15 protein-coding genes are annotated in these 14,764 nt (G+C 71.2%); 6 read left to right on the top strand and 9 right to left on the bottom strand.

What is annotated here, in order from left to right; all coding sequences use genetic code 11:
• The first annotated feature begins 43 nt into the window (after positions 1 to 43).
• Positions 44 to 1,576, top strand: coding sequence for an apolipoprotein N-acyltransferase (gene lnt / locus JW613_RS19745; RefSeq protein ID WP_209212142.1), 1,533 nt, complete (start codon positions 44 to 46; stop codon positions 1,574 to 1,576).
• Here the strand turns inward: lnt and JW613_RS19750 are convergent.
• Complete coding sequence (locus JW613_RS19750) at positions 1,548 to 2,453, bottom strand: Gfo/Idh/MocA family protein (protein ID WP_209212143.1); 906 nt, start codon at positions 2,451 to 2,453, stop codon at positions 1,548 to 1,550. The genes lnt and JW613_RS19750 overlap by 29 nt on opposite strands.
• Positions 2,454 to 2,661: 208 nt before the next feature.
• On the opposite strand from JW613_RS19750, the gene JW613_RS19755 reads away from it, so the two are divergent.
• Both JW613_RS19755 and JW613_RS19760 read left to right on the top strand, forming a co-directional pair.
• Positions 2,662 to 3,285 carry a DinB family protein gene (locus JW613_RS19755; protein WP_209212144.1) on the top strand — a complete coding sequence of 208 codons (624 nt, stop codon included), beginning with the start codon at positions 2,662 to 2,664 and terminating at the stop codon, positions 3,283 to 3,285.
• A gap of 72 nt (positions 3,286 to 3,357) precedes the next feature.
• On the top strand, positions 3,358 to 3,909 hold the full coding sequence (locus tag JW613_RS19760) for a hypothetical protein (protein ID WP_209212145.1): 552 nt from the start codon (positions 3,358 to 3,360) through the stop codon (positions 3,907 to 3,909).
• A 39-nt stretch (positions 3,910 to 3,948) separates the two neighbouring features.
• Here the strand turns inward: JW613_RS19760 and JW613_RS19765 are convergent, their stop codons facing one another.
• The 8 genes from JW613_RS19765 to JW613_RS19800 all read right to left on the bottom strand — a co-directional run bounded on the left by JW613_RS19765 (position 3,949) and on the right by JW613_RS19800 (position 11,978).
• Positions 3,949 to 4,491, bottom strand: a complete 543-nt coding sequence (locus JW613_RS19765) for a hypothetical protein (protein ID WP_307842589.1) — start codon at positions 4,489 to 4,491, stop codon at positions 3,949 to 3,951.
• Between the two features lie 92 nt (positions 4,492 to 4,583).
• Positions 4,584 to 5,261, bottom strand: a complete 678-nt coding sequence (locus JW613_RS19770; RefSeq protein ID WP_307865956.1) for a uracil-DNA glycosylase — start codon at positions 5,259 to 5,261, stop codon at positions 4,584 to 4,586.
• An 83-nt stretch (positions 5,262 to 5,344) separates the two neighbouring features.
• Positions 5,345 to 6,931, bottom strand: coding sequence for an ABC transporter substrate-binding protein (locus JW613_RS19775; protein ID WP_209212146.1), 1,587 nt, complete (start codon positions 6,929 to 6,931; stop codon positions 5,345 to 5,347).
• 255 nt (positions 6,932 to 7,186) lie between these two features.
• Positions 7,187 to 7,963, bottom strand: a complete 777-nt coding sequence (locus JW613_RS19780; RefSeq protein ID WP_209212147.1) for an SDR family oxidoreductase — start codon at positions 7,961 to 7,963, stop codon at positions 7,187 to 7,189.
• 22 nt (positions 7,964 to 7,985) lie between these two features.
• Positions 7,986 to 8,747 (bottom strand): 3-oxoacyl-ACP reductase FabG, encoded by a 762-nt coding sequence (fabG, locus tag JW613_RS19785; protein ID WP_209212148.1) that lies wholly within the window; start codon positions 8,745 to 8,747, stop codon positions 7,986 to 7,988.
• A gap of 180 nt (positions 8,748 to 8,927) precedes the next feature.
• Complete coding sequence (locus JW613_RS19790) at positions 8,928 to 9,350, bottom strand: DUF3037 domain-containing protein (RefSeq protein WP_209212149.1); 423 nt, start codon at positions 9,348 to 9,350, stop codon at positions 8,928 to 8,930.
• Positions 9,347 to 10,165, bottom strand: a complete 819-nt coding sequence (locus JW613_RS19795) for a HipA family kinase (protein WP_209212150.1) — start codon at positions 10,163 to 10,165, stop codon at positions 9,347 to 9,349. The genes JW613_RS19790 and JW613_RS19795 overlap by 4 nt, the downstream gene beginning before the upstream one ends.
• Positions 10,166 to 10,475: 310 nt before the next feature.
• Positions 10,476 to 11,978, bottom strand: a complete 1,503-nt coding sequence (locus JW613_RS19800) for a SulP family inorganic anion transporter (protein ID WP_209212151.1) — start codon at positions 11,976 to 11,978, stop codon at positions 10,476 to 10,478.
• A gap of 416 nt (positions 11,979 to 12,394) precedes the next feature.
• On the opposite strand from JW613_RS19800, the gene JW613_RS19805 reads away from it, so the two are divergent.
• From JW613_RS19805 to JW613_RS19815, 3 genes are all read left to right on the top strand, one after another.
• Positions 12,395 to 12,796 carry a MerR family transcriptional regulator gene (locus tag JW613_RS19805; protein ID WP_209212152.1) on the top strand — a complete coding sequence of 134 codons (402 nt, stop codon included), beginning with the start codon at positions 12,395 to 12,397 and terminating at the stop codon, positions 12,794 to 12,796.
• Positions 12,797 to 13,203: 407 nt separating this feature from the next.
• Positions 13,204 to 13,737: a toxin-antitoxin system HicB family antitoxin gene (locus tag JW613_RS19810; protein ID WP_209212153.1), complete on the top strand. Its 534-nt coding sequence runs from the start codon at positions 13,204 to 13,206 to the stop codon at positions 13,735 to 13,737.
• 117 nt (positions 13,738 to 13,854) lie between these two features.
• Positions 13,855 to 14,745, top strand: coding sequence for a DUF4097 family beta strand repeat-containing protein (locus JW613_RS19815; protein WP_209212154.1), 891 nt, complete (start codon positions 13,855 to 13,857; stop codon positions 14,743 to 14,745).
• Positions 14,746 to 14,764 lie beyond the last annotated feature (19 nt).

The raw sequence follows: 14,764 nt of genomic DNA on the forward strand, positions 1-14,764 counted from the left end.
CCCGCACACTGGTGATCAGAGCACCGGATGAAGGAGGGGGCCCATGCGTCCGTGGCCGGCGCCCCGCTGGGTGCGCATGACGTTGCCGCTGGTGGCGGGCGCCGTGCCCGCCCTGGCATTCCCCGAACCCTCGCTGTGGTGGCTCGCCTATGTGGCGCTCGTGCCGTGGCTGCTGCTGCTGCGTACCGCGCCCTCGGGCCGCGCCGCCGCGTTCGCGGGCTGGCTGGGCGGTACGGGGTTCATGCTGGCGATGCACCACTGGCTGATGCCGAGCCTGCATGTGTTCATCGTCCTGCTCGCCGCGCTGCTGGGACTGTTGTGGCTGCCGTGGGGCTGGCTGGTGCACCGGCTGTTGGCCGGGACTCCCGGCTCCGGCCGGCTGGCGGCGGCCGTGGTGCTGGTCCCCTCGGGGTGGCTGCTGGCGGAGTTGGTCAGATCGTGGGAGTACCTGGGCGGGCCCTGGGGGCTGTTGGGCGCGAGCCAGTGGGAGGTGCCGCCCGCGCTGCGACTGGCCTCGGTGGGCGGCGTATGGCTGGTGAGCTTCCTGGTGGTGGCGGTGAACACCATGGTGGCCGCGCTGCTGGCCACGCCCCGGGCCCGGGTGGGCGCCGTGGTGGCACTGGTGTCCGTCGCCCTCGTCACCAGCGCGGTGTGGCTGTGGGCCCCGCGGCCCGAGCCCGCGGGTCACACCCGGATCGCCGTCGTGCAGATCGGCGAGACGCCCTCGCGGCAGGCGCGGTTCGAGCGCGGTGAGGAGCTGACCCGCCAACTGGCCGGCCGCGATCCGGACCTGGTGGTGTGGGGCGAGAGCAGTGTCGGCTACGACCTGGGGAGCCACCCGGCGCTGGAGCGCAGGCTCGCCGCGCTCTCCCGGTCGACCGGCGCACCGCTGCTGGTGAACGTCGACTCACGGCGCGGCGACCGGCCCGGCATCTTCAAAAGCTCCGTCCTCGTCGACGAGAAGGGCCTGACCGGACAGCGCTACGACAAGATGCGGCTGGTGCCGTTCGGCGAGTACGTGCCGGCCCGGTCGCTCCTCGGCTGGGCCACCTCGGTGGGGCGTGCGGCGAACGAGGACCGTCACCGCGGCGACACCCCGGTGGTGATGCGGAAGAACGGGCTGCGCTTCGGCCCGCTGATCTGCTTCGAGACGGCGTTCCCCGACATGAGCAGGCATCTGGTCGCCGACGGCGCGCAGGTGCTGACGGCGCAGTCGTCGACCTCCACCTTCCAGGACAGCTGGGCACCGGAGCAGCATGCGTCGCTGGCGGCGTTGCGGGCCGCCGAATCGGGCCGGCCCATGGTGCACTCGACGCTCACCGGGGTCAGCGTCTTCCACGGCCCCGAAGGGGAGCGGCTCGGGTCGCCGATGGGCACCGACACCAGCGCGGTGCAGGTCGTGGAGGTACCGCTGGCCACGGGTACGACGCTGTACGTGCGCTGGGGCGACTGGACGGTGTGGCTGGTGCTCAGCTCGCTGGCGGCCTACGGCGTGGTGGAGGGCGTACGGGCGGCGCGGGGGCGCCGGTCCCAGGGCCGTGCAGAGCTCAGCGCGCCTGCTCCAGCACATCGGTGACGACGCGCTCGCACAGCTCGTGCGTGCGCAGGGCGTCCTGCGCACTGAGCGTGCGCCCCTCCCGCACGGCGTCGAGAAAGGTGAGCACGGACTGCTCGATGCCGCGCTGGCGGGCGACGGGCACCCAGTCGCCGCGGCGGCGCACGCTGGGTTGGCCCTTGTGGTCGATGATCTCCGCGAGGTCGCGCACCTCGCGCTTGGTGTCCTGTCCCGAGACCTCCAGGAGCTCCTCGGCCGAGCCGGAGAGCCGGTTCATCACGCCGAGCGCGGTGAAGCCGTCGCCCCCGAGCTGGAGCACCACGTGGTGCAGCAGCCCGGCGCGGACCCTGGCCCGGACGGCGATGTGGTCGGCCTCGCCGGGGACGAGGAAGCGGAGGGTGTCGACGACGTGGATGAAGTCGTCCAGCACCATCCTGCGCGGCTCCTCGGGCAGACCCACCCGGTGCTTCTGGAGGAGGATCAGATCGCGCGGGTGCTCCAGGCACTGCGCGTAACCGGGGGCGTGCCGCCGGTTGAAGCCGACGGCGAGGGTGGTGCGCCGCCTGTCGGCCAGCTCCACCAGGGCGCGCGAGGCGGCGAGCTCGTAGGCGAGGGGCTTGTCGACGAAGGTGGGTACGCCGGCGTCCAGCAACCGGTGCACCAGCTCGGGGTGGGCGCTGGTGGCGGCGTGTACGAACGCGGCGTCGGGGCGCGCGGCGAGCAGCCCGTCCAGGTCGGTGTGCCGGTGGGCGGCCGGGACGCGGTAGGCGTCCCCGACCGACGCGAGAGTGGCCGGGGTGCGGGTGACCAGGTGCGGTTCCAGGCCCGGCTGGGCCATGAGCACCGGCAGATACGCCTTCTTGGCGATGTCACCGAGACCGATCACACCGATCCTCACGGGCCCTCCCTCACAGCTGTACGGGTGATTGCGCCTGCGCAGCATACGTGCGCCGGGGCGAGCGCCGGTCGGCGCTCCCCACCACAGCGCGCGACGCCCGGCGCCGCCGGCTCCACCGCGCCCGAGCGGCTGAGGCGGCCCGGCCCAGGCCGACGGAGACTTCCGGAAGCGGGTCGCTGCACGCACTGCCCGGGACGAGGATGACCCCATGACGTCTCAAGAGGAACAGCCGGCCGACCCGGACCGGACAGCCCGACCGGCCCGGGCGACGGCCGGAGCCCGGGCGACCGACAGCGACCAGTACCAGCGCCGTCCCGTCGGGGCCGTGAGCGGGCTCCCGCTTCCCCAGGGCAACGGCTCCGAGAGGCAACTGCTGGAGCAGTGGCTGGACTTCCAGCGCGCGACGCTGGCCGCGAAGTGCGAAGGGCTCAGCGACGAGCAGCTGCGGACGGTCTCGGCACCGCCGTCCGATCTGACGCTGCTGCGCCTGCTGCGGCACATGACCGACGTGGAACGCCACTGGTTCCGGTTCGTGTTCGGCGAGCAGGACGCCACCCCGGCCCGCTGGACCGCCGACGCCCCCGACGACGGCTCCGGGGCGGCCGGGGCCGGCACCGGAGCCGAGACGCTGGCCGCCTGGCAACGCGAGGTGGAACGAGCCCGCAGGTCCGCCGCCGGGCGGACCCTCGACGCTGTGGGCACCGATCCCCGGCGCCCCACCTGGATCTACTCCCTGCGGTGGATCCATCTGCACATGATCGGTGAGTACGCACGGCACAACGGCCACGCCGATCTGCTGCGGGAGCGCATCGACGGGGCAACGGGCTTCTGAACGCCCCTTGATCACCCCTGAGGGGACTTCCCCGGCCGGGCGCGGGTGGGAAGAGTTGCGGGAGTGACACGTATGACGAAAGCCATGGCCGTCGCGGGGGTGGCACTCTCGGCCGCCACAGGGTGCCTCACCGTCTCCGGCAACACCGGTACGCCCGGCGAAGGGCCCTCGCCGCACCACTCCCCCACCCCCGGCCACCGGGCCGCGCAACCACCTCGCCTGGTGCGCCCGCCCGCGACAGAGGCGCTGTCGCAGCTGCCCGGTCCGGCGACCACTCCGGGGCGGCACCGAGCGGAATCCCCGCGGCACGGCTCCTCGCCCGGCACCGACCGGACCGGGAACGCCACAGGCTCGACGGCGCGCTCGGCGCAACAGCCCGCGCCCCGTCCGGCACCGCTGCCCGGCGCCCCTGTGCAGGCTCCGCCCGCTCGGGGTGGCCTCCCGGGCCATGGAGGCGCCGACGGCGGCGGGCGCGGCAGCGGCGCGCGTGAGCAGCACGGTCCCCACCACGGCGCCGGTCGGTCCGGAGCCGGCTCCGGGGTGTGCGAGCTGGGCGAGGCCTACGGACGCTGGAAGCCGGACAGCGCACAGGCGCGCATCTGCCGTGCCGCCTACGGCAGGTGACGCGGCTTCGGCCACCGGTCGGGCCACGGCCCGGGCCGGTTACGGCAGCTGGTCCGTGCCGCCGCTCGACCCGTCCACGGCGCCACCGGGCGAGGCCGCGCCGTCGGCGATCCGCTTCTCCAGGCGCTCGATGGCGGCACGGATGCCCTCGCCGTACGCGTCCGCCGGCAGCGCGTCGAGCTTGGCCCGCGCCCGCTCCAGCTCCTGCCGGGCCGCCTCCTCGTCGCCGAGCTTGACGTGGTCGGCGGCGAGGTTGAGATACAGGGAGGGGTAGAGCGAGCGGACCGCGAGCTGGTGCTCGCCCCAGCTGACCCGGTCCTGGTCCAGGGCGTCGGCCGCCGCCAGGGCGCGCAGGTCCCAGGCGAGCTCGTCGGCCGGGTCGTCCTGGGTGTCCGCCATGTAGTGCGCGATGGTGCAGCGGTGGAACAGGTCGGCGTCCACGTCGGTTTCCGTCCACAGCGCGGCGAAGCGGTTCCGGGCCTCCTCCCGGTCACCACCGCGATGCAGCATGATCGCCTGGCCGATTCTGACCATCGTCGCGTCCTGGCCGCCCTGGGGCGCGTCGTGCTGGGGCTCCGCCACGAGGGGCTCCTCCCGTTCGCCGTGTGCTGGGTCTACGACGCTAACGGCCGCCTCTGACAATGGCGCTCATCCAAGGAGGAGCCCCGCGTGGCTCAGCCCAGGTCGGGGATGCGCCAGTCGATCGGGGTGTGGCCCTGCGCGGCGACGGCCTCGTCGATCCGGGTGAAGGGCCGGGAGCCGAAGAAGCGCTTGGCCGACAGCGGCGAGGGGTGAGCGCCCTCCACCACCGCGTGCCGCTCGGTGTCGATGAGGGGCAGCTTCTTCTTCGCGTAGTTGCCCCACAGCACGAACACCGCCGGGTCGGGACGGTCGGCGACGGCGCGGATCACGGCGTCGGTGAACTTCTCCCAGCCCTTGCCCTTGTGCGAGTTGGCCTCGCCCTCGCGCACGGTCAGCACCGCGTTCAGCAGCAGCACGCCCTGCTCGGCCCAGGGCATCAGATAGCCGTTGTCGGGCACGGGGTGGCCCAGCTCGTCGCGCATCTCCTTGTAGATGTTGCGCAGCGAGGGCGGCGTCTTGACGCCCGGGCGGACCGAGAAGCACAGGCCGTGGCCCTGGCCCGGACCGTGGTACGGGTCCTGGCCCAGGACGAGCACCTTCACCTGCTCGTACGGGGTCGCGTCGAGGGCGGCGAAGACCTCCTCGCGGGGCGGGTAGACCGGGCCGCGCTGCCGCTCCTCCTCGACGAACTCCGCCAGTTCCTTGAAGTAGGGCTTCTCGGTCTCCTCCCCGAGGACGCCCTGCCAGGACTGGGGCAGCATCTCTTTCACGCGCTGATACCTCCGCTGCGGTGGTGCTCATGGGTGGTGCTCACTGTTCGCACCGAAGGTATCGCCCGGCACTGACAGGCCTGCTACCAGCTCGACTTCTTGTACAGCTCCCACACGCGCATGATCACGGAGGCGTCGACCGACGACTCGACACCCGCGACGTCCTTCTCCGCGGCGATGTAGATCTTGCCCTGCCACAGCGGCAGCAGCTGCGCGTCGTCGGCCATCATCCGCTGCGCCTTGGCGAACGACTGTCCGGCAGCTCCGCGGTCACTCTGCCGCCGCGAGTACGGCAGCAGCTCCTCGGTCAGTTCCCGGTTCCGGTACGGGGTTCCCACCGCGTTCTCCTCACCCAGGAAGGGGGTGATGTAGTTGTCGGCGTCGGGGAAGTCGCCGGACCAGCCGCGGCCGAAGACGGGGTACTCGCCGGCGAGGTAGCCCTTCTGGAACGCGTCCCAGGAACGGGACCTGAGGGTGATGTCGAACAGGCCGGAGTCCTCCAGCTGCTCCTTGAGTTCGGCGAACTCGCGGCTCGTCGAGTCCCCGTAGCGGCCCTCGGAGTACCAGAGGGTCAGTCGCACCTTGTCGGTGATTCCAGCATTCCGGAGGGTCTTGCGCGCCCGGTCGGGATCGGGCTCCCCATAACGGTTGAGGAAGGCGTTGGTGTGCCCGGCGATGCCCGTGGGCACCATCGAGTAGAGGGGGGTGGCCGTCCGGTCGTAGACCTCGCGCACCAGCTCCTTGCGGTCGACGAGCTGGGCGACCGCGCGGCGCACGGCGAGCTTGCCGGCCTGCTTGTCCTTCGGGTTGAAGACCAGGAAATGCACCTCGGAGCCGGTCATCTCGCTCAGGTCGACGGAGGTGTCACCCGTGGCGGCCGCGTCCTGGAACTCCATGATCTGGCTCGGCGTCAGGCCCCGGTAGGTGAGGTCTATCCGGCCGGCCTCCAGGTCGCTGACCATCTGCGCCGACCGCTTGTAGTACCTGATGGTCACCGCGTCGTTCCTGATCTTCGCGGTGCCCTTGTAGTCGTCGTTCTCGACGAGCACGGCCCGCTTGCCCGGCTGGTAGCTCTTGAGCTCGTACGGGCCCGAACCGGTCGCCGTGTTGCCCGGGCGCAAGGTGGCGCCCGGATACTCCTCGGGGTCGACGAGGGAGGTGGCCGGGGTGGAGAGGATGAACGGGAAGGTCGCGTCCGACTTCTCCAGCCGGAAGATCACGACGTGACTGCCCCGGGTGTCGACCCGGCGCAGATTGGCGAGCAGCGCGGCGGGGCCGGACGGGGATTCGATCGACGTGATGCGGTCGAAGGTGTGCTTGACCGCCTCCGCGTCCAGCGGCCGGCCGTTGGAGAACTTCAGCCCCTTGCGCAGCTCGCAGCGGTAGATCCGGCTGGCGGAGTCGGTGAACGCGCAGTTCCGGGCGGCCTCCGGCTCGGGCGTCGTACCGGAGCTGGGGATGGTCATGAGGGTCTGGAAGATGTTCCGGTACAGCTCCCAGGAGCCGTCCCACGCGGCAGCCGGATCGAGAGTGCTGGGAGCGCTTGTGGTACCGACCACGATCTTGCGTTCCTCGTCCCCGTCGCCACCCGGGAGCGAACCGCACCCGGCCACGAGAACGAGGGTGAGTATGGTCGCTGCGGCTCTCAGCAGCCCTTTCCGGTCGAACACGTGCGCGCTCCTCAGTCGGCGGTGCCTGTACTGCTGGTGCGGTGCCCATGGGGTGCGCCCTCGGTACTGGGCGGCACCCAACTGCGGGAAAACGCTTGGACATTACCCCAGCCACAGCCGTGACGGAGCGGAACGGGATCGGAACAGGCTTCCGGGCGCGGGAGTGGTCCCGGCGCGGTGCCGACGGGGTGCCGGACCGTGCGGTCCGGCACCTGGTCGACGGCCGCACGAGCGGGCCCGCCGTGTTGTTCGACGTTATTCGACGCCCGCGTTGAGGAAGAGGCCGCCGTCCACGGTCAGCGTCTGACCGGTGATCCAGCCCGCCTCGTCGGACGTGAGGAACTTGGCCGCGCCCGCCACATCCTCCGGGGCGCCGAGCCTGCCCATCGGATAGCGCGCGGCCGCCTCCTCCTCGCGGCCCTCGTAGAGCGCGACGGCGAACTTCGTCTTGACCACTGCGGGCGCCACCGCGTTCACCCGTACCTTCGGCGCGAACTCGTGCGCGAGCTGCTGGGTCAGGTTGACCATCGCCGCCTTGCTCATACCGTAGGCGCCGATGAACGGGGAGGCCGAGACGCCCGCGATGGAGGCGACGTTGACGATCGTCCCACCGTGCTCCTGCTGCCAGGCGGCCCAGGTGCGCTGCGCAAAGCCCAGTGCCGAGATCACGTTCGTCTCGAACACCTTGCGCGCGACGGCCAGGTCCAGCTCGGCCATCGGTCCGAACACCGGGTTGGTACCCGCGTTGTTGACCAGGTGGTCGATGCGCCCGTAGGCCTCCATCACCCGCTCGACGGCCGCCGCCTGGTGCGCGAGGTCGTGCGCCTTGCCCGCGACGGCCATCGCCCGGTCGGGGCCGAGGTTGTCGACGGCCTCCTTGAGCGCGTCCTCGTTCCGCCCGGTGATGCACACCCGGTCGCCGCGTGCCACGAGCGCCTCGGCGATGCCGTAGCCGATGCCGCGGCTGCCGCCCGTGATGAGGGCGACCTTCCCGGTGTCGGGCCGTGGGCCGCCCGCTGTCTGCTCTGTCATCTGTTCCGCTCCTTGCCGGCCGTCAGTTGAGGGGTCCGCCGGCGACGTACAGCACCTGACCGGAGACGAAGCCCGCCTTCTCGTCGGCGAAGAACGCGACGGCGTTGGCGATGTCCTCCGGCTCCCCCACCCGCTGAACGGGGATCTGGCCGGCCGCTGCCGCCTTGAAGTCCTCGAACCCCATGCCCACCCGCTCGGCGGTGGCGGCGGTCATGTCGGTGGCGATGAAGCCGGGGGCCACCGCGTTGGCGGTGATACCGAACTTGCCCAGCTCCTTGGCCAGGGTCTTGGTGAAGCCCTGCATACCGGCCTTGGCCGCCGCGTAGTTGACCTGGCCGCGGTTGCCGAGCGCGGAGGACGAGGAGAGGTTGACGATACGGCCGTAGCCCGCGTCCACCATGTGCTTCTGGCAGGCCCGGGACATCAGGAAGGCACCCCGCAGATGCACGTTCATGACCGTGTCCCAGTCGCTGTCGCTCATCTTGAACAGCAGGTTGTCGCGCAGCACCCCGGCGTTGTTCACCAGTACGACGGGCGCACCGAGTTCCTCGGCGACCCGGGCGACAGCAGTCTCCACCTGCGCGGAGTCGGAGACGTCACAGCCGACGGCGAGCGCCTTGCCGCCCTGCTGGCTGATCTGCTCGACGGTCTGGGCGCAGGCCGCCTCGTCGAGGTCGAGGACGGCGACGGCGTGGCCCTGGGCCGCCAGGCGGACGGCCGTGGCCGCGCCGATCCCTCGGGCGGCCCCCGTCACGATCGCGACTCGCTGCTCGGTGCTGGACATGCTGGTCTCTCCTCGGCCTGAGTGGGTGAGCAACCGCTTAGTACCTTTGGCAGTCGTGACGCTATGGGGCGGGCGATGCGGTGTCAACGCCCGCCCACGGGCGGAGCCGGAGGCCCCGGCCACGGCCGACGCCGCCCCTGGCCCGGCCCGGCCTCCCGGTGGAGAGGCCCCCGGTGCGCCTCACCGCACCAGCAGATCCAGCAGGCGCTCGCTCTCGGCCTCCGGGTCGGCGGTCAGCCCGGTGTGCACCGGTCCGGGCTGGACGACCGTGCTGCGCGGCGCGACCAGCCACCGGAAGCGCCGGCCCACATCGTCCCCGGCCGCCTGTCCCGCCTGCGGCCCCCCGTCGCACACCCCCTCCACCGCGTGCAGTGCCGCCCGCACGCCCTGGACGTCGGCGCACGGGTCGAGGGCGTACAGCCGGTCCTCGTCGAGATGGGTACGCGCGGCGAGGAAGGAGCGCGCCCGGCAGTAGACGAGAACACCCGCGTTGATCAGCTCCCCGCGCTCGATGTGGGGAACAACACGCAGCAGCGCGTACTCGAACACATCGAGATCGCCGCGACCGCCACGCGCACCTGTTGCCGTACGAATCCGCGTCACTTGGCACCGCCGCCCTTCCCGGTGAGCCACCCCGGCGCTTGCGAGGGCCCGTCCTTGCTCGGCTCGCCGAGCGTGATCCGCTCATGGATCGTACGGGCGCGGGAGGCCAGGACCTGGGTGTACGCGGCGCGTACCTCGTCCGGGCCGGCGAACCCGGGTTCGTCCACGAGCCACTCGTCGGGGATCTCGGCGGCACACTCGGCCAACAGCTCCTCGGTGACCCGCGGCGCCAGCTCTGCCGCGGCCTGGTCGGTCAGCGGTGCGAAGGGGGCCAGTGCGTGGTCGGAGGCGTCGTAGGGCCGCTCGGCGGCGGCCTGCGCGGTGGGCCAGTTGTGGTGGAAGACCAGCGTCGCACCGTGGTCGATCAGCCATAGATCGCCGTGCCACACCAGCATGTTGGGGTTGCGCCAGGAGCGGTCGACGTTGTTCACGAGCGCGTCGAACCACACCACCCGCCCGGCCTCCTCGGGGCCCACCTGGTAGGCGAGCGGGTCGAAGCCCAGCGAGCCGGGCAGGAAATCCATGCCGAGGTTGAGCCCGCCGCTCGCCTTCAGCAGCTGCTGGACCTCCTCGTCGGGCTCGGACAACCCGATCACCGGGTCGAGCCAGGCCTGCACCAGTTCGGGCACCCGCAGGCCGAGCCGTCGGCCGAGCCCGCCGCACAGCACCTCGGCCACCAGCGTCTTACGGCCCTGCCCGGCGCCGGTGAACTTCATGACATAGGTCCCCAGGTCGTCGGCCTCGACCAGACCGGGGAGCGAACCGCCCTCGCGCAGTGCCGTGACGTAGCGCGTGGCTGTGACTTCGGGGAGCATTTTCCCAGGTTATACGCCCGTCTGTCCTTGGTATCCGTGGCGGGGCACCGGCCGCCTCCCGGTGCCGCCGCAAGGCTCGTCCTTGGAAAGCTTCAGGTGGTGACACCGGCACATCAGGGCCCGGTGCGCCGCGAAGCCCATCGCGGCGATGCCCGCCTTCTGCGCCTGCACCCGACGCAGAAGGCGGGGCGAGAACCTGGGGTGCCCCCAGGAGGGGAGCTCGCGGCCGCCGGGTCCCGTCCAGCACGTCGACGGCCGCGTATCACCGGAGACAGGCACCAGGCGCAGGGTGGGCCGGGCGGTGGGCTGTTCAGTGGCTGCCGGTCAGCTGTCCGGCCAGGCGCTGGTGCATATCGGCGCTGGGCTCGTTCAGGCCGACGATCGTGACCTTCTTGCCGCGCTGGGCGTATTTGGTCTCCACCGCGTCGAGGGCGGCGACGGAGGAGGCGTCCCAGATGTGTGCGTCGGACAGGTCGATGACGACGTCGTCCGGGTCGTCCTTGTAGTCGAACTGGTAGACGAGATCGTTGGAGGAGGCGAAGAACAGCTCGCCGGTGACGGCGTAGACGACTTGCTTGCCCTCCGGATCGACGACTCCGGACACCTCGGCGAGGTGGGCGACGCGCTTGGCGAAGATCACCATGGCGGTGATCGAACCGACGACGACACCGATGGCGAGGTTGTCGGTGGCGACCACCACGACGACCGTGATGGCCATGACCGCGATCTCGCCGGCCGGCATGCGCTTGAGCGTCCTGGGCTGGATCGAGTGCCAGTCGAAGGTGCCGACGGCCACCAGGACCATGACCGCGACGAGCGCCGCCATGGGGATGTCGGAGACCACCGGGCCGAAGACGATGCACAGCACGAGCAGGAAGGCCCCGGCCAGGAAGGTGGACAGGCGGGTGCGCGCGCCGGACGTCTTCACGTTGATCATGGTCTGGCCGATCATGGCGCAGCCGCCCATGCCGCCGAAGAAGCCGGTGACGACATTGGCGATGCCCTGACCGATCGACTCACGGGTCTTGTTGGAGCGGGTGTCGGTGATGTCGTCGACCAGCTTGGCCGTCATCAGCGACTCCATGAGCCCGACCAGTGCGAGCGCCAGGGCGTAGGGGGCGATGACGGTGAGCGTGTGCAGAGTGAAGGGCACATCGGGCAGGCCGGGGACGGGAAGCGAGCTGGGCAGCTTGCCCTTGTCGCCGACCGTGGGTACGGCGATACCGGCGGCGACGGTGACCACCGTCAGGATGATGATGGACACCAGCGGCGCGGGCACCGTCTTGGTGATCTTCGGGAAGAGGACCATCAGCACCAGGCCCGCGGCGATCAACGGGTAGACCGGCCACGGCACATGGGTCATCTCCGGCACCTGGGCCATGAAGATCATGATGGCCAGCGCGTTGACGAAGCCCACCATCACGCTGCGGGGGACGAACCGCATCAGCTTGGCGACGCCAAGAGCCCCCAGGATCATCTGGAAGACGCCGCCGAGGATGACGGCGGCGATCAGATGACCCAGCCCGTACTCGCTGTTCAGCGGGGCGACCACGAGGGCCACGGCTCCGGTGGCGGCCGAGATCATGGCCTTGCGGCCACCGACGATGGAGATCACCACCGCCATGACGCAGGCCGCGTACAGGCCGACCTTCGGGTCGACGCCGGCGATGATCGAGAAGGAGATCGCCTCGGGGATCAGTGCGAGGGCCACCACAAGACCGGCCAGCACCTCGGTGCGCAGCACCTTGGGAGAGGCGAGCCATTCCGGCTTGGACAGGCGCAGCTTGGCAGCTGCCGACAGCGGTGAGGACATGCAACCGTTTCTGTTCGGGCGTGCGTCCAGGCCGTGGACGCACACGCGTCGTACTGACTCCGCGAGGAGTGGGAACCCCCGGCGGCCCGGCCGTCTCAGCGGGGACCTCGCCGGACCAGGACGGCAACCGCGCGGTTGCCGATCGGGCATCATTGCCCGGAAGACTCGGGTGCCACCAAGGCCCGGTCGGGGCCCTTGCCGCGGCCAGATCGCCTCTAGCGTGTACGGGACAGCGAAGACGACTGGCCGGCGAAGGCGAACACATGAACACTCTACCCTGACGTGAGGGAAGAGTGCGGCCCGCGGACCGTGGATCACAGGTGAACCCGCCTTGAGATCCTGTGATTGACGCTACGTGCGCCCGAAAGCGTCACGATGTCGCAACCAGGCGTACAGCAGAAGGAGAAGGCACGGCGATGAGTGAGCGGCAGATGCAGATCGGTGAGGTTGCCGAACGGACCGGTTTGTCGCTACGCACCATCCGGCACTACGAGGAAGTCGGTCTCGTCATCCCCTCGGCCCGCAGCAAGGGCGGGTTCCGGCTCTACACCGAGGCCGATGTCGAGCGCCTGATGGTCATCCGCCGGATGAAGCCGCTGGACTTCTCCCTGGAGGAGATGCGGGACCTGCTGGAGATCACCGACCGGATCGCCGCCACGGACGACCCGCCCACGGACGAGGAGCGACAGCGGCTCCGCGCAAGGCTCGATGCGTACCGCGAGGTGGCCGACGCACGCTGCGAGACGCTGCGCGCCCGCCTGGAGATGGCCCAGGACTTCGCCGCCACCCTGCGCCAACGCTTGAACTCGTCGGCCTGACGATGGCGAAACGCGTGCGGGGTGGCGCCTGGTGGGCGCGGCGCCACATGGCCCGCCCGGGCAGTCCGGTTGCCGTGTCCGGCGGACCCGGGGACGACCGCCTCACCGGGTCGCGCCCCGTGGACGTACGCCGCCACCGGCGAGCCGGCCCCGCGCTCACCGGAGGTACGGGACGGCAGACATCGCGCGCAGCAGCCACCGACGCGGTGGCACCAGGCCTACCCCTCAAATGGCGCCATGATGGCGTCACCATGGCGCCCGCACAGGTACGGCTCCGCATCGACACGTACACCCCGACTTCCCGCTGAAAGGGAGGAGCCCCAGGTCAGAGCCGACAAAGGCACCGAGGGAGCCGACGCTGGCCACGATGGCTCGCCATGGCGCCACAGATGTGCCATCATGGCGCCATGGACCTCACGCCCTACGTCGACAACCTCCGGGAAGAACTCGCGGTCGCCGCTGACGCCGGCGGCGACGACGCCCGCGCCCTCGCCGAGCGGCTCACCGCCCCCCTGGAGTCGGCCGCCCGTCTGACCCTCCTCAACGCGCTGTCCGCCGCCATGGGCGAGGTCACCCGGGAGTTGGCGCCGGGCTCGGTCGACGTACGACTGCGCGGCCTCGACCCGGAGTTCGTGGTGACGGCGCCACCCGCTCCCGAGCCGTTCCCGGAGGTGCGGGAGCCGGTCACGGAACCCGCCGCTGCCGCGCCCCCACCGCCCCCGCCCGCCGACACCGACGACAGCACCATGGCCCGGATCAACTTCCGTCTTCCCGCGCACCTCAAGGCCCGCGCCGAGGGCGCCGCTGCGGCGGAGGGGCTGTCGGTCAACGCCTGGCTGGTGCGGGCCGTGTCCACCGCCCTCGACGGCGCGGAGCGCCCGAGTTCGCCGGGCCGCGGCAAGGACTCGGGCGGCCGGGGCTTCACCGGCTGGGTCCGCTAGGGCCGCACGCCCGGCCCCTGCCCCTCCGTCACCGGCCGATCGCCGATCCGGCCGACGTCACTCCTCACCCGCCTCACCAGCGGGATCACCCACCCAAGCCAAGAGGACGGGACAGCCATGCCTGCTTTCGAGACCCCGGAACCGATCTCTGCCACCTTCGAGTTGGAGGTCGGTACCGCCCGCATCAGCGCGGGCGAGCGCACCGACACGGTCGTGGAGGTGCTGCCGCGCAACGGATCCGACGACAACGACGTACGCGCCGTGCAGCAGACCCAGGTCACCTGCTCCGATGGCCGCCTCACCGTCAAGACACCCAAGAAGCGGTCCCTGTTCGGCAAGCCGGGCGCCATCGAGGTGAGCGTCGAACTGCCCGCCGGATCGGATGTCCGGGCCACCTCGGGCATGGGCGGTCTGTTCTGCGAAGGCCGCTTGGGGGACGTCACGCTCAAGACGGGGTTCGGCGACCTCCAGGTCGATGAGGTGGCGGCTGCCGACCTCAGGACCGACCTCGGCGACATCCGCCTGGCCCGCGCGACCGGGGACATCGAAGTCCTCGGCGGGGGCCGGATCGAGATCGGCACGGTCGCCGGCGCGGCCGGCATCAAGAACAGCAACGGCGCGACCGGGATCGGTGAGGTCACCGGCGAGTTGAAGATCTCCGCGGCCAACGGCGACATCTGGGTCGGTACCGCGCACAGCAGCGTCGGCACCAAGTCCGCCAACGGCCGCACCGAGATCGGTGTCGCCCACGCCGGGGTCACCGCGGTGGCCGCCACCGGTGGCATCCGCGTCGGTGACGTGGCCCGTGGCCGGATCGACCTGCGCACCTCCGTCGGCGACCTCGAAGTGGGCATCCACGAGGGCACCGCCGCCTGGCTCGACGTGACCACCAAGTACGGCGCGGTACGCAACTCGCTCGGCTCCGCCGCAGGTCCCGCGGCCTCGGACGAGACCGTCGAGGTGTACGCCCGCGGCGGGGTCGGCGACATCGTCGTCCGCCGCGCCTGACTCGTGCACCGCCAACGAA

This window comes from Streptomyces smyrnaeus (genome assembly GCF_017676345.1).
Classification (GTDB): domain Bacteria; phylum Actinomycetota; class Actinomycetes; order Streptomycetales; family Streptomycetaceae; genus Streptomyces; species Streptomyces smyrnaeus.